Here is a 17,676-nt window from a genome sequence, read left to right on the forward strand (position 1 = left end):
CAGTTATGGCAAAAGAGTCCTACAAGAGGGATAAACCCCATGTCAATATCGGTACCATTGGCCACGTTGACCATGGCAAGACCACGCTGACCGCAGCGATCACCACCATTCTGGCCAAGAAGGGCCTCGCCGAGTCCCGTGAGTTCGGTGACATCGACAAGGCTCCCGAGGAGCGCGAGCGCGGTATCACCATCTCCACCGCCCACGTCGAGTACCAGACCGAGAAGCGCCACTATGCGCACATCGACTGCCCTGGCCACGCTGACTACATCAAGAACATGATCACCGGTGCTGCCCAGATGGACGGCGCTATCCTCGTGGTCGCCGGTACCGACGGCCCGATGCCCCAGACCCGTGAGCACATCCTGCTTGCCCGCCAGGTGAACGTTCCTGCGCTCGTCGTGTTCCTCAACAAGGTCGACATCGCAGATCCCGAGCTCCTCGAGCTCGTCGAGATGGAGCTTCGTGAGCTCCTCACCGAGTACGGCTTCCCGGGCGACGACATCCCGATCATCAAAGGTTCCGCCCTCAACGCCCTCAATGGCGACGCAGAAGGCGAGAAGGCCATCATGGAGCTCATGGACGCAGTCGACTCCTATATCCCCGAGCCGGTCCGCGACGTCGACAAGCCGTTCCTGATGCCGGTCGAGGACGTGTTCTCCATCTCCGGCCGTGGTACCGTCGGTACCGGCAGGATCGAGCGCGGCCGCATCAAGATCAACGAAGAGGTCGAGATCGTCGGCATCAAGGACACCCGCAAGTCGGTCGTCACCGGCATCGAGATGTTCCAGAAGCTCCTCGACGAGGGTCAGGCTGGCGACAACGCAGGTCTGCTTCTCCGCGGTGTGGACAAGACCGAGCTCGAGCGCGGCATGGTTATCGCCAAGCCCGGCACCATCAAGCCGCACACCAAGTTCAAGGCTGAGGTCTACATCCTGAAGAAGGAAGAGGGCGGCCGTCACACTCCGTTCTTCACCAACTACCGTCCGCAGTTCTACTTCCGTACCACCGACGTTACCGGTGCGGTTACCCTTCCTGAGGGCGTTGAGATGGTTATGCCCGGCGACAACCTCTCCATCGATGTCGAGCTCATCGCTCCCATCGCAATGGACGAAGGCCTCCGCTTCGCTATCCGCGAGGGCGGCCGCACGGTTGGTGCTGGTACCGTTACCAAGATCAGCGAGTAAGGCAGTTTGTATGGCGTCCCGGGGCGGGATGAAAAAATCCCGCCCCTTTTTTATTGATAACACGAAACAGGGTTGACAAGTGGCTGTACAGCAAAAGATAAGGATCAAGCTCAAGTCCTACGACCATAGCCTGGTTGACAAGTGGGCTTTACGGATTATTGATGTGGTCAAGCAGACTGATGCCATCATCTTTGGTCCCATACCGCTGCCGACGAAATCGCATGTGTATACCGTTAACCGGTCTCCCCATGTCGACAAGAAGTCCAGGGAGCAGTTCTCGTTCTCGTCACACAAGCGGCTTATCGAGATCATGAACCCGACTTCCAGAACCATCGATATGCTCATGAAGCTTGAGCTTCCGAGCGGTGTAGATGTAGAAATCAAGTCTTAAAGAATTAGATAAAGCTATTGATATGGGTGCGATTCTTGGAAAGAAAATCGGCATGACCCGTTTATATAATGATAAACGCGAGGCCGTGCCCTGCACGATCATCCAGGCAGGACCGTGCTTCGTGACGCAGGTCAAGAATGCGGAGAAGGATGGCTACGATGCGATACAGATTGGTATCGGTGAGCGTAAGGAGCATAAAGTGACCAAGCCGATGCTCGGCCATTACAAGAAGGCCGGGGTCACCCCGGGCTACATGATGGCAGAGTTCGATGCATCCATGTTCGATGGCGAGCTTGCAGCAGGCAGCCCCGTCAGCGTAGAGTCCTTTACGGAGGGCGAGATCGTCAACGTTCTCGGCGTCTCCAAGGGCAAGGGCTTTGCCGGCGTCGTCAAGCGCCACAACTTCGGCGGCGGTTCCCGTACCCATGGCCAGTCCGACAGGCTCCGCGCCCCGGGTTCGGTCGGTGGATCGAGCGACCCTTCGCGTACCTTCAAGGGTACCAGGATGGCGGGTCGCATGGGATCGGACAACGTCACCGTCAGGAACCTCCAGGTCGTGAAGATCATGGCCGAGTCGAACCTGATCATGGTGAAGGGTGCCGTTCCCGGTCCGAAGAACTCCTATGTCAAGATTGTTTCTATAAAAAAGTAAATGCTGAGAGCGCGAAGCTATGGAACTTAAAGTCTTAAATACTGCCGGTGCTGAAACCGGGGAAGTGGTTACGCTCCGTGACGATATATTCGGCGCCGAAGTATCCGAGCATGCGATCTGGCTCGACGTCAAGTCGATCCTCGCCAACAAGCGCCAGGGCACGCACAAGGCCAAGACCCGCGCGGAAGTCCGCGGCGGCGGCCGCAAGCCCTACCGCCAGAAGGGAACCGGCAACGCCCGCCAGGGTTCGACCCGTTCCCCCCTCATGGTCGGCGGTGGCACCATCTTTGGGCCCACCCCCCACGGCTACGACCAGAAGGTCAACCGCAAGGTCAAGCAGCTTGCCCGCCGTTCGGCGTTCAGCTCCAAGGCCCAGGAAGGCAGGATCCTCGTCGTCGAGGACTTCGCGCTCGAGCAGATCAAGACCAAGCCGGTCGCCGATATGCTGAAGAACCTCGGGCTCGATGAGAAGAAGACCCTCATGCTGACGCCCGACTATAACCTGGTCATCGCCCGTTCCGGCCGCAACATCGAGGCGCTCAACATCATGACCGCCGAGAAGGCTTCGACCTACGACATCCTCAACAGCCACACCGTGCTGTTCCAGAAGGCCGCATTGAAGAAATTAGAAGAGACTTTAGGGTAACCGCTGATTCAGCAAAAAGGAGTGAAGAGAATGAAAAACCCGTTGTTGCGCCCCTGGCTGACCGAGAAAAGCACCGGGCTCACCGAGCAGAAAGGGCAGTATGTGTTCCAGGTCAAGCTGGATGCCGACAAGATCGATATCAGGATGGCGGTAGAGGAGAAGTTCGGCGTGGAAGTCAAAAGCGTCCGCACGGTCAACTGCCTTGGAAAGTCCCGTCGCCAGTACACCCGCAAAGGGCTCATCGCCGGCAAGAAGAACGACTGGAAGAAAGCGATCGTCACCCTCCAGGAGGGCCAGTCCATCGACTACTACTCCGGAGCGACTCCGAAGGGCGAAGGATAGAAATTACTTTTAAAGGATAGATCTTAATTCACAATGGCTATTAGGAAATTAGCGCCGGTCACGCCTGGGTCACGATTCATGTCGTACCCGGCATTCGATGAAATCACCAAGAGCGAGCCGGAAAAGAGCCTGCTCGTCCCCCTCAAGAAGTCGGGCGGACGCAACGCTGCAGGCCGCAAGACCTCGCGTCATCGTGGCGGCGGACACAAGCGCCAGTACCGCATCATCGATTTCAAGCGCAACAAGGACGGTATCCCCGCCACCGTTGCCGCGATCGAATACGACCCGAACCGTTCTTCGCGTATTGCATTATTGCATTATAAAGACGGAGAAAAGCGTTATATTCTCGCCCCGAAGGGTATCGTCGTGGGTGACGTCCTTGAAAGCGGAGAGAAGGTGGAGATCAGGGCTGGCAATACCATGCCCCTGAAAAACATCCCGCTCGGCACCGACATCCACAACATCGAGATGCGTGCGGGTAAAGGTGGACAGATCGTCCGTTCGGCAGGCGCTTTCGCAGTGCTCGCCGCCCGTGAAGGCGACTATGTCACCCTCAAGCTTCCTTCCGGCGAGATCCGCAAGGTCCGTGTTGAGTGCCGCGCCACCATCGGCGTCGTCGGCAACTCCGACCACGAGAACCTGGACCTCGGCAAGGCAGGACGCAGCCGCTGGCTCGGCATCCGCCCGCAGACCCGCGGTATGGCCATGAACCCGGTCGACCATCCGATGGGCGGCGGTGAAGGCAGATCGAAGTCCGGCGGTGGCCGCAAGCATCCGAAGTCCCCGTGGGGCCAGCTTGCAAAGGGCCAGAAGACCCGCAACAAGAAGAAAGCGTCACAGAAACTGATCGTGCGCGGCAGGAATGCCAAATAAACGATAGAGGATAAAAACTTCAAGCAGAGAAACAATGCCAAGATCACTTAAGAAGGGCCCGTTCATAGACATAAAGCTGGAAAAGCGGATCCTTGACATGAACAGCAGGAGTGAAAAGAAGGTCCTGAAGACCTGGTCGAGGAGCACCATGATCTCCCCGGACTTCGTCGGCCACACGATTGCGGTCCATAACGGCAAGACCCATGTTCCCGTCTACGTCAGCGACAACATGGTCGGTCACAAGCTTGGAGAGTTTGCCCCGACGAGGACCTACCGCGGCCATGCCGGCGGAAAGGCCGAGAAAGGCGGTTCGGCCCCGAAGAGAAAATAAAAAGCAACAACGCACGCGTAAAGACACCATCATGCAAGCTAAAGCAATTTTACGGCATACGCCGACATCGCCCCGCAAAATGCGTCTCGTTGCGGGCCTCGTCCGCGGCAAGCAGGTCGCAGAGGCAAAGGCCATCCTGCTGAACTCGACGAAGGCGGCATCGCGCAACGCGCTCCAGACCCTGAAGTCTGCAGTCGCCAACTATGCGCAGCTCAACCCCGAAGAGCGCGTCGGCGACCAGGAGCTCTTCGTCAAGTCGGTGTACGTCGATGAAGGCGCAACGCTGAAAAGGATGCTTCCCGCACCGATGGGTCGCGCATACAGGGTCCGCAAGCGGTCGAACCACTTGACCATCATCGTGGACAAGGTCAAGAATCCAGCAACTAAATAACTTAGAAGGAGAGAACATTGGGTCAGAAAGTCAATCCTACTGGATTCAGGCTCGGCATCATCAGGGACTGGACCTCGCGCTGGTACGATGACGCACCGGTCATCTCGGACAAGATCAAACAGGACTATGTCATACGCAACTACGTCAATACCCGTCTGAAGCGTGAGAAGGCCGGCATCGCCCGTATCGTCATCGAGCGTACGACCAAGCTCATCAAGATCAATATCTACGCAGCCCGCCCCGGCGCCGTTGTCGGCCGCAAGGGTGAGGAGATCAACAACCTTTCGCAGGAGCTCGGCCGCATCACCGGCAGGGATGTCAAGATCGACGTCGTCGAGGTGGTCAAGCCCGAAATCGAGTCGCAGCTGATCGGCGAGAACATCGCCTACCAGCTCGAGAACCGCGTCTCCTTCCGCCGTGCCATGAAGATGGCGATCCAGCAGGCCATGCGCGGTGGCGCAGAGGGCATCAGGATCCGCTGCGCAGGTCGTCTCGGCGGCGCCGAGATCGCCCGTTCCGAGCAGTACAAGGAAGGCAAGATCCCGCTTCACACGATTCGTGCCAACGTCGACTACGCAAGCGTTACCGCCCACACCATCGCCGGCACCATCGGCATCAAGGTCTGGGTCTACAAGGGCGAGGTCCTCAACCAGCGCATCGACGCCATCGAAGAGGAAGAGATGAAGAGGATCAAGGAGCGCCGCAGCGATTCCGGTCCGCGTTCACGCGGAGATCGCAGCAAGCGCCGCCGCCGTCCCGCTGGCAGGGACTGAAGAACCAGTACAATACAATTAGAAGAAAACAGATGGAGTTGCCGGTATGTTAATGCCAAAGAGAGTTAAATACAGAAAGACGCAGCGTGGCCGCATGAAGGGCAATGCCGGACGGGGCACCTCCGTCTCTTTCGGTTCGTTCGGTCTGAAAGCCCTCGAGCCGGCATGGATCACCAGCCGCCAGATCGAGGCCGCCCGTGTGGCGATGAACCGGTACATGAAGAGGGACGGTAAGATCTGGATCAGGATTTTCCCCGACAAGCCGGTCACCAAGAAAGCCGCCGAGACCCGCATGGGTTCGGGTAAGGGTTCCCCCGAGTTCTGGGTCGCCGTCGTCAAGCCGGGCCGCGTCATGTTCGAGGCCGATGGTGTGCCGCGCGAGATTGCCACCGAGGCGTTCCGCCTTGCCGCAAAGAAGCTGCCGATCAAGACCCGCTTCATCGTCCGTCCCGACTACGAAGGATAAAGAGAATCATCAAGCAAGAGCGCCAATACTATGAAAAAGCACGAAATAGCGGCAATGAACGAGAAAGAGCTTGTCGAGCGGATTACGGAGCTTGAGGATCGACTCGCCGACATCAATTTCTACAAGGTCATTGAACAGCCGCAGAACCCGATGGTTTTCCGCAACTCCCGCCGGGAGATTGCCCGCATGAAAACCCGTCTCCATCAGCTGCAGGCCGCAGCGCCGCAGCAGGGCTGAGCTGAGCATCATAAATACAACAGATCACTTACATGGGAGAGAAGAACATGGCCAGCAGCTCAACAGAAGGGCAGGCAGAAGCAAGGGGCAGGAAGAAGAGCTGGACCGGCAAGGTCGTCAGCGACAGGATGGACAAGGCCATCATCGTCGCCGTTGAGCGCAGGGTGCAGCATCCCGTCTACAAGAAGTATTTCAAGAAGACCACCAGGCTCATGGCCCACGACGAGAAGAACGAAGCCGGAATCGGCGATCTCGTCAAGGTCACCGAGTGCCGCCCGCTGAGCAAGCGCAAGAGCTGCCGTCTGGTCGAAATCGTCGAGAAGGCGAAGTAAGAGTCTCTTATCCATACACTTATTAAAGTTTGATACAGGATGATCCAGAAAGAAACCAATCTGGTTGTAGCAGATAACAGCGGGGCGAAGAAGGTACGCTGCATTCATGTGTTCGGCGGTACCGGTAGGCGCTACGCCTCCCTCGGTGACCAGGTCATCGTTTCGGTGAAGGCTGCCGTTCCCGGTGGGGTCGTCAAGAAGAAAGAGGTCTGCAAGGCCGTCGTCGTCCGTTGCGCAAAGGAACAGCGCCGCCGTGACGGTTCGTACATCCGCTTCGACGAGAACGCCGTCGTGCTGCTCAACGCGCAGGGCGAGCCGAGGGGAACCCGCATCTTCGGGCCCGTCGCACGCGAGCTTCGCGACAGGAAGTACATGAAGATCGTTTCGCTTGCACCGGAAGTCCTCTGAGGCAAGTCAGGCGGGAGTAACTCAGTTGGTAGAGTCACAGCCTTCCAAGCTGTTGGTCGCGAGTTCGAGTCTCGTCTCCCGCTCAGGATTCAAGAATACTTACCATTAGCATACAATGAAAACAGGTCTGAAGAGAGTCAAGCTGCACGTGAAGAAGAACGACATGGTCGTCGTCCTCAGCGGCAATGACAGGGGCAAAAGCGGCAAGGTCCTCCGGGTGTACCCCGTGAAGAATCGCGTGATCGTCGAGGGTGTCAACATCCGCAAGCGTCACATGCGCCCGACCCAGAGCAATCCCCAGGGATCGATCATCGAGCGCGAGTTCCCCATCCACGCTTCGAACGTCAGGAAGAGCTGAGTATTTCAATCAAAGACGGGATGACCAAGACCATCCCGGCAAAACAACACCCTTACATGGCCCAGAACACAGAGACGGCTGCCCCTTCGAATTCGAAGGCACGCTTCGAAACCCTCTACAAAGAGAAAGTCACCAAGGCGCTCAGCGAGCGTTTCGGCTACAAGAATGTCATGAACATTCCGAAGCTCGAGAAGATTTCCATCAACATCGGCGTCGGCGAGGCCGCTTCAGAGCCGAAGCTGCTTGAGACCGCGATCCAGGAGCTCAGCCAGATCACCGGCCAGAAGCCCCAGATCCGCAAGTCGAAGAAGGCGATCTCGAACTTCAAGCTTCGTGAGGGACAGGCCATCGGTTGCCGTGTCACCCTCCGCCGCAAGGCCATGTACGAATTCTTCGACCGCTTCGTTTCCCTTGCCGTTCCGAGGATCCGCGACTTCCGCGGTCTCAGCGACACGAGCTTCGACGGTCGCGGCAACTACACCATCGGCGTTCGCGAGCAGATCATCTTCCCGGAAATCGACATCGACAAGATTCCGAGGATCTGCGGCATGGACATCAGTTTTGTTACGTCGGCAACGACCGACGAAGAGGCATATGTGCTGCTCGCCGAGCTTGGCATGCCGTTTAAAAAGAAGGACTAACCATACAACCAGGGAAGAGAGATGGCCAAGAAAAGCGTAATAGCACGTAACGAGAAAAGGAAGATGCTGGTGGAAAAGTATGCCGCCAAGCGTGAGGAACTGCTGAAAGCCGGCGACTACGAGGCGCTCCGCAAGCTCCCCCGCGACAGCTCCGCCACCAGGGTCCGCAACCGCTGCGTCCTGACCGGCCGCGGCCGCGGTGTCTACGAGAAGTTCGGCCTCTGCCGCCATATGTTCCGCAAGCTCGCCCTCGAGGGAAAGCTTCCCGGTGTCAAGAAGGCCAGCTGGTAACGCCGGCGCCTTCCTATAGAGAAAGGTATTTGTCCATTTTCGAAAGTAACCAACTTTGTCATGCCTGTTACGGACTCCATTGCAGATTATATCACCCGCATCAGAAACGCGGGACGAGCAAAAAACAAAACGACCGATATCCCGCACTCGAAACTCAGGGAGAACATCTCGCAACTGCTCCAGGATAAGGGGTACATCAAGAGCTTTACGGTGATCAACACCGAGAAGTTCCCCTTTATCCGCATCGAGCTGAAGTACACCGCTTCAGGCGAGCCCTCCATCAAGGAGATCACGAGGGTCAGCCGTCCCGGCAGGCGCATGTACGAGGGTAAGGATATCAAGAAATACCTCGGCGGCCTCGGCCTGTACATCCTCTCTTCGTCGAAGGGTGTGATTACAGACAAGGAGGCCCGGGAGCAGGGCGTCGGAGGAGAGATCCTGTTCCGTATCTATTAATCCACACAAGCCGGAAAGCAAGAGAATATCATGTCAAGAATTGGAAAAATGCCCATCGCCATGGGCAACGGGGCGAAGATCGAGGTCAAGGGTGGCATCATTACGGTGACCGGCCCGAAAGGAACGCTCGACCAGCCCATGGTTGAAGAGGTGACGATCACTGAAGAGGATGGCAAGGTTCAGGTGCAGCGCATCAACGACAGCAAGCGTGCACGCGCCATGCACGGCCTGTATCGCATGCTGGTCAGCAACATGATCCAGGGCGTGACCAACGGCTTCACCCGGAAGCTCGAGATCGCCGGTGTCGGTTTCCGCGCCGAGATGAAGAGCGACCTGCTCGCCCTTACCCTCGGGTATTCGCACATGATCTACTTCAAGGCTCCGGAAGGCATCAAGCTGGAGACCCCCGACCCGGTCACCGTGCTCATCAGCGGCATCGACAAGGCACTCGTCGGACAGGTCGCAGCCAAGATCCGTTCGTTCCGCAAGCCTGAACCCTACCGTGGCAAGGGCATCAAGTATGAAGGCGAGATCATCCGCCGCAAGGAAGGCAAGGCTGCAGGCAAGTAAGGCCTCGGCGCTAGAAAGGGAATTAACATATACAACGGTTCAAGAGCATGAGCAAGATCGACAAGGCCTCACGGAGGCAGAAAATCAAAGACAGGAGCAGGTTCTCGGTCGCAGGTACCCAGGAAAAGCCGAGACTGTGCGTCTACAGGAGCCTCTCCCAGATTTACGCACAGCTGATCGACGACAACGGACAGAAGACCATCCTCGCCGTTTCGAGCATGTCCAAAGAGAACAAGGGACTCAAGGGTTCGAAGACGGAAGTCTGCCACACGGTTGGAAAGCAGCTTGCCGAGAAGGCCAAGGCCAAGGGCATCACCAACGTGGTCTTCGACCGCAACGGGTTCCGCTACCATGGCAGGGTCAAGGCTCTCGCTGATGGCGCACGTGAAGCTGGACTGATCTTTTAAACTTCTGACAAGAGAACGATACACATGGCGAAAACATCAGCAAAGAATATCCGGCCCGGCGAACTGAACCTCAAGGAGAAGCTCGTCCACATCAACAGGACCGCCAAGGTGGTCAAGGGTGGCAAGCGCTTCGGCTTCAATGCCATCGTCGTCGTCGGCGATAAAGAGGGACATGTCGGCTACGGCCTCGGAAAGGCCAACGAAGTCCAGGACGCCATTGCCAAGGGTGTCGAGGACGGCAAGAAGAACGTCGTCAAGGTTCCGATCATCAAGGGAACCATCCCGCACCAGATCGTTGCCAAGTATGGCTCGGCAAAAGTGCTCATGAAGCCTGCGACCCCGGGTACCGGACTCATCGCCGGCGGTGCCGTCAGGGCCGTGCTCGAAATGGCCGGAGTACACGATGTTCTCACCAAGTCGCTCGGATCCTCCAATCCCCACAACGTGGTGAAGGCTGCGATCCTCGGACTGAAGAGCATCTCCGATGCCAACGATGTTGCCGAGCGTCGGACGAAGAGCCTCAAAGAGGTATTTGAAAGCTAAAATCTGTGAATGCGATCATGAGCGATAAAAAACTGAAAATCACCCAGGTGCGCAGCATCATCGGTGGAACCAAAAAGCAGAAAGCCACCATCCAGGCACTTGGCCTCGGCCGCCCGAACTACTCGGTCGAGCGCAAGGACAACGCCTGCACCAGGGGGCAGATCAGGGTTGTCCAGCACCTCGTCAAGGTCGAGGAAGTCTGAGATTTTTACTAATAGCAAGTCGGGAATTGAAACCATGGATTTAAGTTCACTTCGTCCTGCAGAAGGCGCGGTAAAAAACAAGAAGCGTGTCGGTCGCGGCCAGGGTTCCGGCAACGGTACCACCGCAGGCAAGGGCAACAAGGGCCAGCAGGCGCGCAGCGGCTACAAGAAGCCGATTAACGAGGGTGGACAGATCCCTGTCTACCGCAGGCTTCCCAAGTTCGGCTTCACCCCCGTCGACCGCAAGTCGGTCACCGCGGTGAACCTGTCCCAGATAAGCCGCTGGGTCGAGCAGGGTCTCATCGAGAATGAGCTCGGCATCATCGAGCTGAAAGTGCTCTGCCACGCATCGAACACCGACTACTTCAAGATTCTCGGTAACGGCGAGATCACTGCAGCCCTGAAAATCACCGCGCATGCGTTCAGCAAGTCGGCCGAAGCCAAGATCCAGGCTGCCGGCGGTGAGACGGTCACTGCCGTCCGTACCCTCGAGGAAGCGGCTCGCGTCAGGGATCTTGCGGTTGAGGACGCTCTCCTGAAACCGAAGGCCAAGCTGGTCAAGAGATCCCGGAAAACCAAAAAGGACTGACAGCACTAAAGGACTCTCATGAAGCTTACCGAAAGCATACGGAACATCAACAAAATCCCTGAACTCCGTCAGAGGATCCTTTATACGCTACTCCTCCTGTTTGTGTACAGGCTCGGTTCCCACATCACCATACCTGGTGTCGATGCGTCCGCCGTTGCGGGCGCATCGTCGTCACACTCGAACGACCTGTTCGGCCTGTTCGATCTCTTCGTCGGTGGCGCGTTCGCAAGGGCGTCGATCTTCTCGCTCGGCATCATGCCCTACATCTCCGCCTCGATCATCATCCAGCTTCTCGGTGCCGTTACCCCCTACTTCCAGAAACTCCAGCAGGAGGGCGAAGAGGGACGGCAGAAGATCAACCAGATGACCCGTCTCGGGACCATCTTCATCGCTGCGCTGCAGGCCTGGGGCGTGAGCGTCAGCCTTTCGAGCCCATCGTCCTTCGGCCATTCGGTCGTGCCCGACCCGGGATTCTTCTTCTCGCTCAGCGCCGTCATCATCCTGACTGCATCGACGGTCTTCGTCATGTGGCTCGGGGAGCGCATCACTGAGCAGGGGATCGGCAACGGCATCTCGCTCATCATCATGATCGGCATCCTGGCAGGATTTCCCGCCGCCCTTGTCAACGAGTACCGTTCGCTTTCGCTCGGCAGCAAGAACTGGATTATCGAGATCATCATCCTGGCCATGATGGTGGCCATCGTCGCCTTCGTCGTACTGCTTACCGTCGGTACGCGCCGCGTTCCCGTCCAGCACGCCAAGCGGGTCGTCGGCCGCAAGGTTTACGGCGGGGGAACCCAGTACATCCCGATGCGCATCAATACGGCCGGCGTCATGCCGATCATCTTCGCGCAGTCGATCATGTTCCTTCCGAGCACGTTCCTCTCTTTCTTCCCCGACAGCGAGGTCATGCAGAGCGTCGCCTCCATCTTCGCCTACGATTCATGGTGGTACGCCCTCATGTTCGGCACCATGATCGTCTTCTTCACATACTTCTATACTGCCATAGCCTTCAATCCGAAGGAGGTCGCCGACACCATGCGCCGCCAGGGCGGGTTCATTCCCGGTGTCCGTCCCGGCAAAAGCACTGCCGACTTCATCGACAACATCCTGACACGCATCACGCTTCCCGGAGCGGTCTCGCTGGCGCTGATCGCGGTTCTGCCGACCTTCCTCACCAAGTTTGCCAACGTCACCCCCGGCTTCGCCCAGTTCTTCGGCGGAACCAGCCTGCTCATCATCGTCGGTGTCGGACTTGACACCCTGCAGCAGGTCGAGAGTCACCTCCTCATGCGCCATTACGACGGCTTCATGAAAGCCGGTAAGACCCGCGGCCGCCAGGGGCGCTAAAGAAAAGGGTACGCATGATCACCATTAAAAGCGAAAGGGAAATCGAGCTGATGCGGGAGTCCGGAGCGATCGTCGCCCGGACCCTCGACATGCTTGAAACCGAGATTCGCTCCGGCATGACCACAAAGGATCTCGATGTCATGGCCGAAGAGTTTATCCGCAGCCAGCAGGCCGTCCCGAGTTTCCTCAACTACGCTCCGAAAGGAGACCCCGACGCCACCCCCTATCCGGCGACGCTCTGTGTCTCGATCAACGAAGAGGTGGTACACGGAATTCCGAGCAAGAAGCGCGTCATCAGGGAGGGGGACATCGTCTCCGTCGACTGCGGCGCCCTGAAGGGGGGTTACCACGGCGACTCCGCCCGCACCTTCATCGTCGGCGAGGTTCCCGATGAGGTCCGCCAGCTGGTAGAAGAGACGCGGGAGTCGCTCATGCGCGGCATCGAAATGGCCGTGGCCGGCAACCGCCTGCACGACATTTCGGCCGCCGTCGAACAGCATGCCCGCTCGTTCGGCTACAGCGTCATCGAGAACATGGTCGGCCACGGCATCGGCAGCGAACTTCACGAGGATCCGCCGGTGCCCAATTACGGCCGCCCTCACACCGGTGTCACGCTCCGCGAGGGGATGACGCTCGCCATCGAGCCCATGATCGCCCTCGGCCGTTCGCGCCGCGCGGTGACGAAGCGGGGCGGATGGGTTGCGGTCACCGAGGACGGAAGGCCGTCGGCACATTTTGAACACACGATCGTGGTACGCAAGGGGGGAGCCGAGATTCTGACCGGTTCGTTCCTCCCTGAAAGCGTCGCGAAAACACACTAGAGCACAAAGGAGCGATTACCGTGGCCAAGGAAGAAGCAATTGAGATCGAAGGCGAAATTCTTGAAGCGCTGCCGAACGCGCAGTTCAAGGTGAAGCTTGAAAACGGCCTTGAAGTGCTGGCGCACGTCTCAGGCAAGATCCGGATGCACTACATCCGCATCCTTCCCGGAGACAAGGTGAAGGTGCAGATTTCACCCTACGACATCAGCAAGGGGCGCATCACCTACCGGTACAAATAAATACATTATTCAGGCTGTGTAGTGTTGGTTCTTTGAACTTTATTCGTTACATTACATGCCTTTTCAGATTTTGCACTTTTCGTTGATTTAATTTTCGCATGTGAGGGCTACTATGAAAGTCTATTCGTCTATCAAAAAAAGGTGTGAGCACTGCCGCATCATCAAGCGCAAGGGCAAGCGGTTCGTCATCTGCAAGGTGAATCCGAGCCACAAGCAGCGCCAGGGTTGATCTTCTGCGTACAATCAAACAGAACTTTATAAGAGAATATGAGGATAGCTGGGGTAAATCTGCCGTTAAACAAGCATGCGGTCATTGCACTGACCCATGTCTATGGCATAGGGAACACAACTGCAAAGACCATTCTTAAGAGGGCCGGCATTGCACCCGACAGGAAGATTTCCGACCTGAACGACGCCGAAGCGCATGCGATCAGGGAGCTTATCGCCGAAGAGTACAAAGTCGAGGGTCAGGCCCGAGGCGAGCAGCAGCTTGCCATCAAGCGCCTGATGGACATCGGCTGCTACCGTGGCCTCCGCCACCGCCGCTCGCTGCCTGTCCGCGGACAGAACACGCAGACCAACGCCAGGACCAGGAAAGGTAAGCGCAAGACGGTTGCCGGCAAGAAGAAGGCGGCCAGGAAGTAACAGGATACAGAACTACAAACTTCGAGATTAAAGCGTTTATAACCCATGGCTACAGTCAGCAGGAAAAAGAAGAAGGTCAAGGTCACTCCCGAGGGCGTCGTCCACATCAAGGCGTCGTTCAACAATATCATGGTGACCATCACCGACGTGCAGGGCAACACCGTCTCCTGGTCGAGCGCCGGCAAGAACGGCTTCAGGGGATCGAAGAAGAATACCCCCTACGCCTCACAGGTAACCTCCGAAGGTGCCGCCAAGGAAGCCTACGATCTTGGTATGCGCCATGTCGACGTCTTCATCAAGGGCCCCGGCGCCGGTCGTGACGCGGCTATCCGCGCACTCCAGGGCGCAGGTCTCGAAGTCCGCTCGATCAAGGACATCACCCCGCTGCCGCACAACGGCTGCCGCCCTCCGAAGCGCAGAAGGGTCTGATATTTCATATTCATAGAATTTTTCAATGACGCAATTGATATGGCACGATTCAGAGGTTCAATAACGAAAGTTTCCCGCAGGCTTGGCGTTGCGCTTTCCCCGAAAGCCGAGAAATATCTGGAGCGCCGCCCGTTCGCTCCCGGCCAGCACGGCCAGGGCCGCAGGGGCAAGATCTCCGAATACGCACTGCAGCTTCGCGAGAAGCAGAAGATGAAGTACCTCTACGGCATCCTCGAAAAGCAGTTCCGCAACTACTACAAGAAGGCTGTTTCGCAGCGCGGCGTCACCGGTGACAACCTCGTGAAGCTGCTCGAGCGCCGTCTCGACAACGTGGTGTTCCGCGCAGGATTCGCCCCGTCACGCGCAGGCGCACGCCAGCTCGTTTCGCACGGCCATCTTCTCGTCAACGGCAAGAAGGTCAACATTCCCTCGTTCCTCGTCTCTCCCGGCGACCTCATCGAGTTCCGCCAGAAGAGCCGCAACATGGATGCTGTGGCCGATGCCCTCAACCGTACCCCCGAGTCGCGTATCCCTTCATGGGTGCAGGTCGACAAGGCCAACCAGAAAGCAGTTTTCCTCAGTGTGCCTGAGCGCGTCGATGTACAGGAACCCTTTAACGAGCAGTTGGTCGTTGAGTTGTATTCGAAGTGACTTTAATGAATTCTAAGGTATAAATGACTATGATATACCAGATGCAGATGCCTGCGAAAATAGAGGTTGACGAGGCTACTCATACTGACCAGTTCGGCCGTTTCATCGCCCAGCCGCTCGAGCGCGGATATGGTGTGACGCTCGGCAATATGATGAGAAGGGTGCTCCTTGCCTCCCTGCCGGGGACTGCGATCACCGGAATCAAGGTGGATGGTGTATTCCATGAGTTCTCCGCGATCGAAGGCGTCCGCGAGGATGTTCCCGAAATCGTCCTCAACCTGAAGAAAGTCCGTTTCAAGTCGACCTGCAAGAGAAGCTGCAAGACCACGCTCAGCATCGTCGGCCCGAAAGATTTCACCGCCGGTGACATCGTGGCCCAGGAGGGCGAGTTCGAGGTTCTCAACAAGGATCTGCACATCGCAACCGTCAACGAGGGCACCACGCTCAATATCGACGTGTATGTAGGCCGCGGCCGCGGCTACACTCCCGCTGAGGAGAGCCGCCCCGACAGCATGCCGATCGGCTACATCGCCATCGATGCGATCTACACCCCGATCCGCAATGTGAAGTTCGCTGTCGAGAACACCCGCGTCGGGCAGCGTACCGACTACGAGAAAATGGTGCTCGACGTCGAGACCGACGGCTCCATCACCCCCGATGACTCCATCAGTCTTGCCGGCCGGATCATCAACGAGCATGTCACCTTCTTCGCCAACTTCTCGCCGACCGAGGAAGAGTTCACCGAAGAGGAGTACAAGCAGCAGGACGACGAGTTCGAGACCATGCGCCGTCTTCTCAATACCAAGATCGAGGATCTCGACCTTTCCGTCCGTTCGCACAACTGCCTCCGCCTTGCCGAGATCGACACCATCGGTGACCTGGTTTCACGCAAGGAGGACGAACTGCTCAACTACAAGAACTTCGGCAAGAAGTCGCTGACTGAACTGAAGGAGCAGCTGGAGAAGTTCGAACTCAAGTTCGGCATGGACATCACCCGCTACCAGATGAAGGGCTAATACAGTTAACCGTTTTTAAGAATTTTTGAGATCAGGAACCAGTCATGCGTAAAGTCAAGCCGGCAAGAAAACTCGGAAGGAACGCCGCCCACAGGAAGGCTACGCTCAGCAGCCTTTCCACCCAGCTGCTCCTCCACAAGCGCATCGAGACCACCGAGGCCAAGGCCAAGGAGACCCGCAAGGTCGTAGAGAAGATCATCACCAAGGCCCGCAAGGGTACTGTCCACGCGCAGCGTGAGATCTTCAAGGATATTCGCGATAAGGAAGCCATCAAGACCCTGTTCGAAGAGATCGTCGGCAAGGTCGGCGACCGCCCGGGCGGCTACACCCGTATCGTGAAGCTCTGCCCCCGTTTCGGCGATGCAGCCAAGATGGCAGTGATCGAGCTCGTCGACTTCACCGAGGCGCCCGTGGCGGCTCCGAAGGCGGCCAAGCAGGATCGTTCAAAGCGCGTCAAGGGTTCCAAGAAGGCAGAAGGCGAGGCCGTGGCGCCTGCACCGAAGACGGCTCCGAAAGCGAAGGCTGAGCCCGAAGCCGAAGCGCCTGCCGAGGCCAAGGCTCCCGAAGCCCCCGAGTCCGCAGAATAAGCAGAAGGGCCCGTTTCCGGGCCCTTTTCTGTCGCAATCGATAGTCATTGTCGTCCGGGAGTTCACTCCCTGGGGACAATGACTATCTGCTTTTCAGAGAAGAACGGGCTGATGTCCTCAATCGGATGCAGCTCGACTTTCGAGGGGAACCCGTCGGTTTCCTCGCCATCCTTCAGTGCTTCTCGAATCTCCTTTTTCAGATTCCCCCCTTTCAGGCAGGCCAGTAAGCCGCCCTTCTTGAGGAGCGGCCGGGCGTAGCGGCAGAGGTCGGCAAGCGGCGCCACCTGGCGGCTCAGCACGGTGTCGAACAAGAGTCCCCTGAGCTCCTCCACGCGTGAGTGCAGGGCGGTCGCGTTCTTGAGCCCGAGGGCCTCGATCATGGCCTTGCATGCGGTGATCTTCTTGCCGGTCGCGTCGACAAGGAGGAACTGCGTTCCGGGGAACGCGATGGCGAGCGGTATGCCCGGCAGGCCGCCCCCTGTTCCGAGGTCGAGCACCTTTTCCCCTTCGCTGAACGGGTGGTGGATACTGAGGAGCAGCGAGTGGAAGACGTGCTTGAGGATGACCGGCGCGTCCTCCTTGCGGCTGATGAGGTTGATCTTCCGGTTCCACTCCCCGAGCAAATCCGCATAGCGCACGAGCTGGTCGAGCTGTGCAGGCTGGAGCTCGATGCCCTCTGCGCTGCAGAGTGACTGGAGCAACTGTCGCGGTTCGGAGTTCTGGTCCATGGAGCGGGGTGTTGAGGGTGAACGGTCTCTTGTGCCGGCGCAGCGGCACTCACCCCTAAAGTAAGGGTTTGCACCGATTTTTCAACCTGATTCCCGTTTTGGCCTCCGCTGCCGTACCTTACT

Annotated in this window: 32 protein-coding genes and 1 tRNA gene; 32 read left to right on the top strand and 1 reads right to left on the bottom strand. The window is 57.7% G+C overall.

Annotated features, from left to right (window positions below):
- Nucleotides 1-5: 5 nt before the first annotated feature.
- The 32 genes from tuf to rplQ all read left to right on the top strand — a co-directional run bounded on the left by tuf (nt 6) and on the right by rplQ (nt 16,825).
- Complete coding sequence (gene tuf / locus E0L29_RS05620) at nt 6-1,187, top strand: elongation factor Tu (RefSeq protein WP_131356031.1); 1,182 nt, start codon at nt 6-8, stop codon at nt 1,185-1,187.
- A gap of 79 nt (nt 1,188-1,266) precedes the next feature.
- Nucleotides 1,267-1,578 (top strand): 30S ribosomal protein S10, encoded by a 312-nt coding sequence (gene rpsJ, locus E0L29_RS05625; protein ID WP_011362865.1) that lies wholly within the window; start codon nt 1,267-1,269, stop codon nt 1,576-1,578.
- A gap of 22 nt (nt 1,579-1,600) precedes the next feature.
- Entirely contained in the window at nt 1,601-2,230 is a 630-nt protein-coding gene (gene rplC / locus E0L29_RS05630; RefSeq protein WP_131356034.1) for a 50S ribosomal protein L3, read from the top strand.
- Nucleotides 2,231-2,249: 19 nt separating this feature from the next.
- The gene (rplD, locus tag E0L29_RS05635) at nt 2,250-2,876 is read left to right on the top strand and encodes a 50S ribosomal protein L4 (RefSeq protein ID WP_131356037.1); all 627 of its coding nucleotides are present in this window, start codon (nt 2,250-2,252) and stop codon (nt 2,874-2,876) included.
- A gap of 30 nt (nt 2,877-2,906) precedes the next feature.
- Nucleotides 2,907-3,218, top strand: coding sequence for a 50S ribosomal protein L23 (rplW, locus tag E0L29_RS05640; RefSeq protein WP_131356050.1), 312 nt, complete (start codon nt 2,907-2,909; stop codon nt 3,216-3,218).
- A gap of 33 nt (nt 3,219-3,251) precedes the next feature.
- Complete coding sequence (gene rplB / locus E0L29_RS05645) at nt 3,252-4,091, top strand: 50S ribosomal protein L2 (protein WP_131356053.1); 840 nt, start codon at nt 3,252-3,254, stop codon at nt 4,089-4,091.
- Between the two features lie 34 nt (nt 4,092-4,125).
- A complete protein-coding gene (gene rpsS, locus E0L29_RS05650; protein ID WP_131356056.1) occupies nt 4,126-4,422 on the top strand; it encodes a 30S ribosomal protein S19 in 297 nt (98 codons plus the stop codon).
- Between the two features lie 31 nt (nt 4,423-4,453).
- Entirely contained in the window at nt 4,454-4,813 is a 360-nt protein-coding gene (gene rplV / locus E0L29_RS05655) for a 50S ribosomal protein L22 (RefSeq protein WP_131356059.1), read from the top strand.
- Between the two features lie 17 nt (nt 4,814-4,830).
- Nucleotides 4,831-5,586 carry a 30S ribosomal protein S3 gene (gene rpsC, locus E0L29_RS05660; protein WP_131356062.1) on the top strand — a complete coding sequence of 252 codons (756 nt, stop codon included), beginning with the start codon at nt 4,831-4,833 and terminating at the stop codon, nt 5,584-5,586.
- A 46-nt stretch (nt 5,587-5,632) separates the two neighbouring features.
- Nucleotides 5,633-6,052, top strand: coding sequence for a 50S ribosomal protein L16 (rplP, locus tag E0L29_RS05665; RefSeq protein WP_131356065.1), 420 nt, complete (start codon nt 5,633-5,635; stop codon nt 6,050-6,052).
- Between the two features lie 30 nt (nt 6,053-6,082).
- A complete protein-coding gene (gene rpmC / locus E0L29_RS05670) occupies nt 6,083-6,289 on the top strand; it encodes a 50S ribosomal protein L29 (protein ID WP_131356068.1) in 207 nt (68 codons plus the stop codon).
- 47 nt (nt 6,290-6,336) lie between these two features.
- The gene (rpsQ, locus tag E0L29_RS05675; RefSeq protein ID WP_131356619.1) at nt 6,337-6,621 is read left to right on the top strand and encodes a 30S ribosomal protein S17; all 285 of its coding nucleotides are present in this window, start codon (nt 6,337-6,339) and stop codon (nt 6,619-6,621) included.
- Between the two features lie 39 nt (nt 6,622-6,660).
- Nucleotides 6,661-7,029 carry a 50S ribosomal protein L14 gene (rplN, locus tag E0L29_RS05680; protein ID WP_131356071.1) on the top strand — a complete coding sequence of 123 codons (369 nt, stop codon included), beginning with the start codon at nt 6,661-6,663 and terminating at the stop codon, nt 7,027-7,029.
- A 10-nt stretch (nt 7,030-7,039) separates the two neighbouring features.
- Nucleotides 7,040-7,112: transfer RNA gene (locus E0L29_RS05685), tRNA-Gly, on the top strand.
- A gap of 32 nt (nt 7,113-7,144) precedes the next feature.
- On the top strand, nt 7,145-7,387 hold the full coding sequence (rplX, locus tag E0L29_RS05690) for a 50S ribosomal protein L24 (protein ID WP_131356074.1): 243 nt from the start codon (nt 7,145-7,147) through the stop codon (nt 7,385-7,387).
- Nucleotides 7,388-7,443: 56 nt separating this feature from the next.
- Complete coding sequence (gene rplE, locus E0L29_RS05695) at nt 7,444-8,028, top strand: 50S ribosomal protein L5 (RefSeq protein ID WP_131356077.1); 585 nt, start codon at nt 7,444-7,446, stop codon at nt 8,026-8,028.
- Between the two features lie 21 nt (nt 8,029-8,049).
- A complete protein-coding gene (gene rpsN, locus E0L29_RS05700) occupies nt 8,050-8,319 on the top strand; it encodes a 30S ribosomal protein S14 (RefSeq protein WP_131356079.1) in 270 nt (89 codons plus the stop codon).
- 60 nt (nt 8,320-8,379) lie between these two features.
- Nucleotides 8,380-8,775, top strand: coding sequence for a 30S ribosomal protein S8 (gene rpsH, locus E0L29_RS05705; RefSeq protein ID WP_131356082.1), 396 nt, complete (start codon nt 8,380-8,382; stop codon nt 8,773-8,775).
- Between the two features lie 30 nt (nt 8,776-8,805).
- Nucleotides 8,806-9,345, top strand: a complete 540-nt coding sequence (gene rplF, locus E0L29_RS05710) for a 50S ribosomal protein L6 (protein WP_131356085.1) — start codon at nt 8,806-8,808, stop codon at nt 9,343-9,345.
- A gap of 47 nt (nt 9,346-9,392) precedes the next feature.
- Nucleotides 9,393-9,752: a 50S ribosomal protein L18 gene (rplR, locus tag E0L29_RS05715; protein ID WP_131356088.1), complete on the top strand. Its 360-nt coding sequence runs from the start codon at nt 9,393-9,395 to the stop codon at nt 9,750-9,752.
- 24 nt (nt 9,753-9,776) lie between these two features.
- On the top strand, nt 9,777-10,295 hold the full coding sequence (gene rpsE / locus E0L29_RS05720; protein ID WP_131356091.1) for a 30S ribosomal protein S5: 519 nt from the start codon (nt 9,777-9,779) through the stop codon (nt 10,293-10,295).
- A 17-nt stretch (nt 10,296-10,312) separates the two neighbouring features.
- Nucleotides 10,313-10,498, top strand: coding sequence for a 50S ribosomal protein L30 (gene rpmD / locus E0L29_RS05725; RefSeq protein WP_131356094.1), 186 nt, complete (start codon nt 10,313-10,315; stop codon nt 10,496-10,498).
- 34 nt (nt 10,499-10,532) lie between these two features.
- Nucleotides 10,533-11,087 carry a 50S ribosomal protein L15 gene (gene rplO, locus E0L29_RS05730; protein ID WP_131356097.1) on the top strand — a complete coding sequence of 185 codons (555 nt, stop codon included), beginning with the start codon at nt 10,533-10,535 and terminating at the stop codon, nt 11,085-11,087.
- 18 nt (nt 11,088-11,105) lie between these two features.
- Nucleotides 11,106-12,437 carry a preprotein translocase subunit SecY gene (gene secY, locus E0L29_RS05735; protein ID WP_131356101.1) on the top strand — a complete coding sequence of 444 codons (1,332 nt, stop codon included), beginning with the start codon at nt 11,106-11,108 and terminating at the stop codon, nt 12,435-12,437.
- 14 nt (nt 12,438-12,451) lie between these two features.
- Nucleotides 12,452-13,258, top strand: a complete 807-nt coding sequence (gene map / locus E0L29_RS05740; protein ID WP_131356104.1) for a type I methionyl aminopeptidase — start codon at nt 12,452-12,454, stop codon at nt 13,256-13,258.
- 20 nt (nt 13,259-13,278) lie between these two features.
- Nucleotides 13,279-13,497, top strand: coding sequence for a translation initiation factor IF-1 (gene infA, locus E0L29_RS05745; RefSeq protein ID WP_131356107.1), 219 nt, complete (start codon nt 13,279-13,281; stop codon nt 13,495-13,497).
- Nucleotides 13,498-13,609: 112 nt separating this feature from the next.
- Nucleotides 13,610-13,726: a 50S ribosomal protein L36 gene (rpmJ, locus tag E0L29_RS05750; protein WP_011889520.1), complete on the top strand. Its 117-nt coding sequence runs from the start codon at nt 13,610-13,612 to the stop codon at nt 13,724-13,726.
- A gap of 38 nt (nt 13,727-13,764) precedes the next feature.
- Nucleotides 13,765-14,142 carry a 30S ribosomal protein S13 gene (gene rpsM / locus E0L29_RS05755; RefSeq protein ID WP_131356110.1) on the top strand — a complete coding sequence of 126 codons (378 nt, stop codon included), beginning with the start codon at nt 13,765-13,767 and terminating at the stop codon, nt 14,140-14,142.
- A gap of 45 nt (nt 14,143-14,187) precedes the next feature.
- The gene (rpsK, locus tag E0L29_RS05760; protein WP_011356968.1) at nt 14,188-14,571 is read left to right on the top strand and encodes a 30S ribosomal protein S11; all 384 of its coding nucleotides are present in this window, start codon (nt 14,188-14,190) and stop codon (nt 14,569-14,571) included.
- A gap of 39 nt (nt 14,572-14,610) precedes the next feature.
- Nucleotides 14,611-15,222, top strand: coding sequence for a 30S ribosomal protein S4 (rpsD, locus tag E0L29_RS05765; RefSeq protein WP_131356113.1), 612 nt, complete (start codon nt 14,611-14,613; stop codon nt 15,220-15,222).
- Nucleotides 15,223-15,251: 29 nt separating this feature from the next.
- Complete coding sequence (locus E0L29_RS05770) at nt 15,252-16,238, top strand: DNA-directed RNA polymerase subunit alpha (RefSeq protein ID WP_131356622.1); 987 nt, start codon at nt 15,252-15,254, stop codon at nt 16,236-16,238.
- A 44-nt stretch (nt 16,239-16,282) separates the two neighbouring features.
- Nucleotides 16,283-16,825 (top strand): 50S ribosomal protein L17, encoded by a 543-nt coding sequence (gene rplQ, locus E0L29_RS05775; protein ID WP_131356116.1) that lies wholly within the window; start codon nt 16,283-16,285, stop codon nt 16,823-16,825.
- 62 nt (nt 16,826-16,887) lie between these two features.
- On the opposite strand, the gene rsmG is transcribed toward rplQ, so the two are convergent.
- Entirely contained in the window at nt 16,888-17,553 is a 666-nt protein-coding gene (gene rsmG, locus E0L29_RS05780; RefSeq protein WP_131356119.1) for a 16S rRNA (guanine(527)-N(7))-methyltransferase RsmG, read from the bottom strand.
- Nucleotides 17,554-17,676 lie beyond the last annotated feature (123 nt).

This window comes from Chlorobium sp. N1, from assembly GCF_004332115.1.
In the GTDB taxonomy this organism is placed as follows: Bacteria; Bacteroidota; Chlorobiia; order Chlorobiales; family Chlorobiaceae; genus Chlorobium.

Bases quoted from the DNA above. Each gene is read 5' to 3' on its own strand.
- tuf (WP_131356031.1), top strand. From the start codon at position 6: ATGGCAAAAGAGTCCTACAAGAGGGATAAACCCCATGTCAATATCGGT.
- rplC (WP_131356034.1), top strand. From the start codon at position 1,601: ATGGGTGCGATTCTTGGAAAGAAAATCGGCATGACCCGTTTATATAAT.
- rplD (WP_131356037.1), top strand. From the start codon at position 2,250: ATGGAACTTAAAGTCTTAAATACTGCCGGTGCTGAAACCGGGGAAGTG.
- rplW (WP_131356050.1), top strand. From the start codon at position 2,907: ATGAAAAACCCGTTGTTGCGCCCCTGGCTGACCGAGAAAAGCACCGGG.
- rplB (WP_131356053.1), top strand. From the start codon at position 3,252: ATGGCTATTAGGAAATTAGCGCCGGTCACGCCTGGGTCACGATTCATG.
- rpsS (WP_131356056.1), top strand. From the start codon at position 4,126: ATGCCAAGATCACTTAAGAAGGGCCCGTTCATAGACATAAAGCTGGAA.
- rplV (WP_131356059.1), top strand. From the start codon at position 4,454: ATGCAAGCTAAAGCAATTTTACGGCATACGCCGACATCGCCCCGCAAA.
- rplP (WP_131356065.1), top strand. From the start codon at position 5,633: ATGTTAATGCCAAAGAGAGTTAAATACAGAAAGACGCAGCGTGGCCGC.
- rpmC (WP_131356068.1), top strand. From the start codon at position 6,083: ATGAAAAAGCACGAAATAGCGGCAATGAACGAGAAAGAGCTTGTCGAG.
- rpsQ (WP_131356619.1), top strand. From the start codon at position 6,337: ATGGCCAGCAGCTCAACAGAAGGGCAGGCAGAAGCAAGGGGCAGGAAG.
- rplN (WP_131356071.1), top strand. From the start codon at position 6,661: ATGATCCAGAAAGAAACCAATCTGGTTGTAGCAGATAACAGCGGGGCG.
- rplX (WP_131356074.1), top strand. From the start codon at position 7,145: ATGAAAACAGGTCTGAAGAGAGTCAAGCTGCACGTGAAGAAGAACGAC.
- rplE (WP_131356077.1), top strand. From the start codon at position 7,444: ATGGCCCAGAACACAGAGACGGCTGCCCCTTCGAATTCGAAGGCACGC.
- rpsN (WP_131356079.1), top strand. From the start codon at position 8,050: ATGGCCAAGAAAAGCGTAATAGCACGTAACGAGAAAAGGAAGATGCTG.
- rpsH (WP_131356082.1), top strand. From the start codon at position 8,380: ATGCCTGTTACGGACTCCATTGCAGATTATATCACCCGCATCAGAAAC.
- rplF (WP_131356085.1), top strand. From the start codon at position 8,806: ATGTCAAGAATTGGAAAAATGCCCATCGCCATGGGCAACGGGGCGAAG.
- rplR (WP_131356088.1), top strand. From the start codon at position 9,393: ATGAGCAAGATCGACAAGGCCTCACGGAGGCAGAAAATCAAAGACAGG.
- rpsE (WP_131356091.1), top strand. From the start codon at position 9,777: ATGGCGAAAACATCAGCAAAGAATATCCGGCCCGGCGAACTGAACCTC.
- rpmD (WP_131356094.1), top strand. From the start codon at position 10,313: ATGAGCGATAAAAAACTGAAAATCACCCAGGTGCGCAGCATCATCGGT.
- rplO (WP_131356097.1), top strand. From the start codon at position 10,533: ATGGATTTAAGTTCACTTCGTCCTGCAGAAGGCGCGGTAAAAAACAAG.
- secY (WP_131356101.1), top strand. From the start codon at position 11,106: ATGAAGCTTACCGAAAGCATACGGAACATCAACAAAATCCCTGAACTC.
- map (WP_131356104.1), top strand. From the start codon at position 12,452: ATGATCACCATTAAAAGCGAAAGGGAAATCGAGCTGATGCGGGAGTCC.
- rpmJ (WP_011889520.1), top strand. From the start codon at position 13,610: ATGAAAGTCTATTCGTCTATCAAAAAAAGGTGTGAGCACTGCCGCATC.
- rpsM (WP_131356110.1), top strand. From the start codon at position 13,765: ATGAGGATAGCTGGGGTAAATCTGCCGTTAAACAAGCATGCGGTCATT.
- rpsK (WP_011356968.1), top strand. From the start codon at position 14,188: ATGGCTACAGTCAGCAGGAAAAAGAAGAAGGTCAAGGTCACTCCCGAG.
- rpsD (WP_131356113.1), top strand. From the start codon at position 14,611: ATGGCACGATTCAGAGGTTCAATAACGAAAGTTTCCCGCAGGCTTGGC.
- E0L29_RS05770 (WP_131356622.1), top strand. From the start codon at position 15,252: ATGATATACCAGATGCAGATGCCTGCGAAAATAGAGGTTGACGAGGCT.
- rplQ (WP_131356116.1), top strand. From the start codon at position 16,283: ATGCGTAAAGTCAAGCCGGCAAGAAAACTCGGAAGGAACGCCGCCCAC.
- rsmG (WP_131356119.1), bottom strand. From the start codon at position 17,553: ATGGACCAGAACTCCGAACCGCGACAGTTGCTCCAGTCACTCTGCAGC.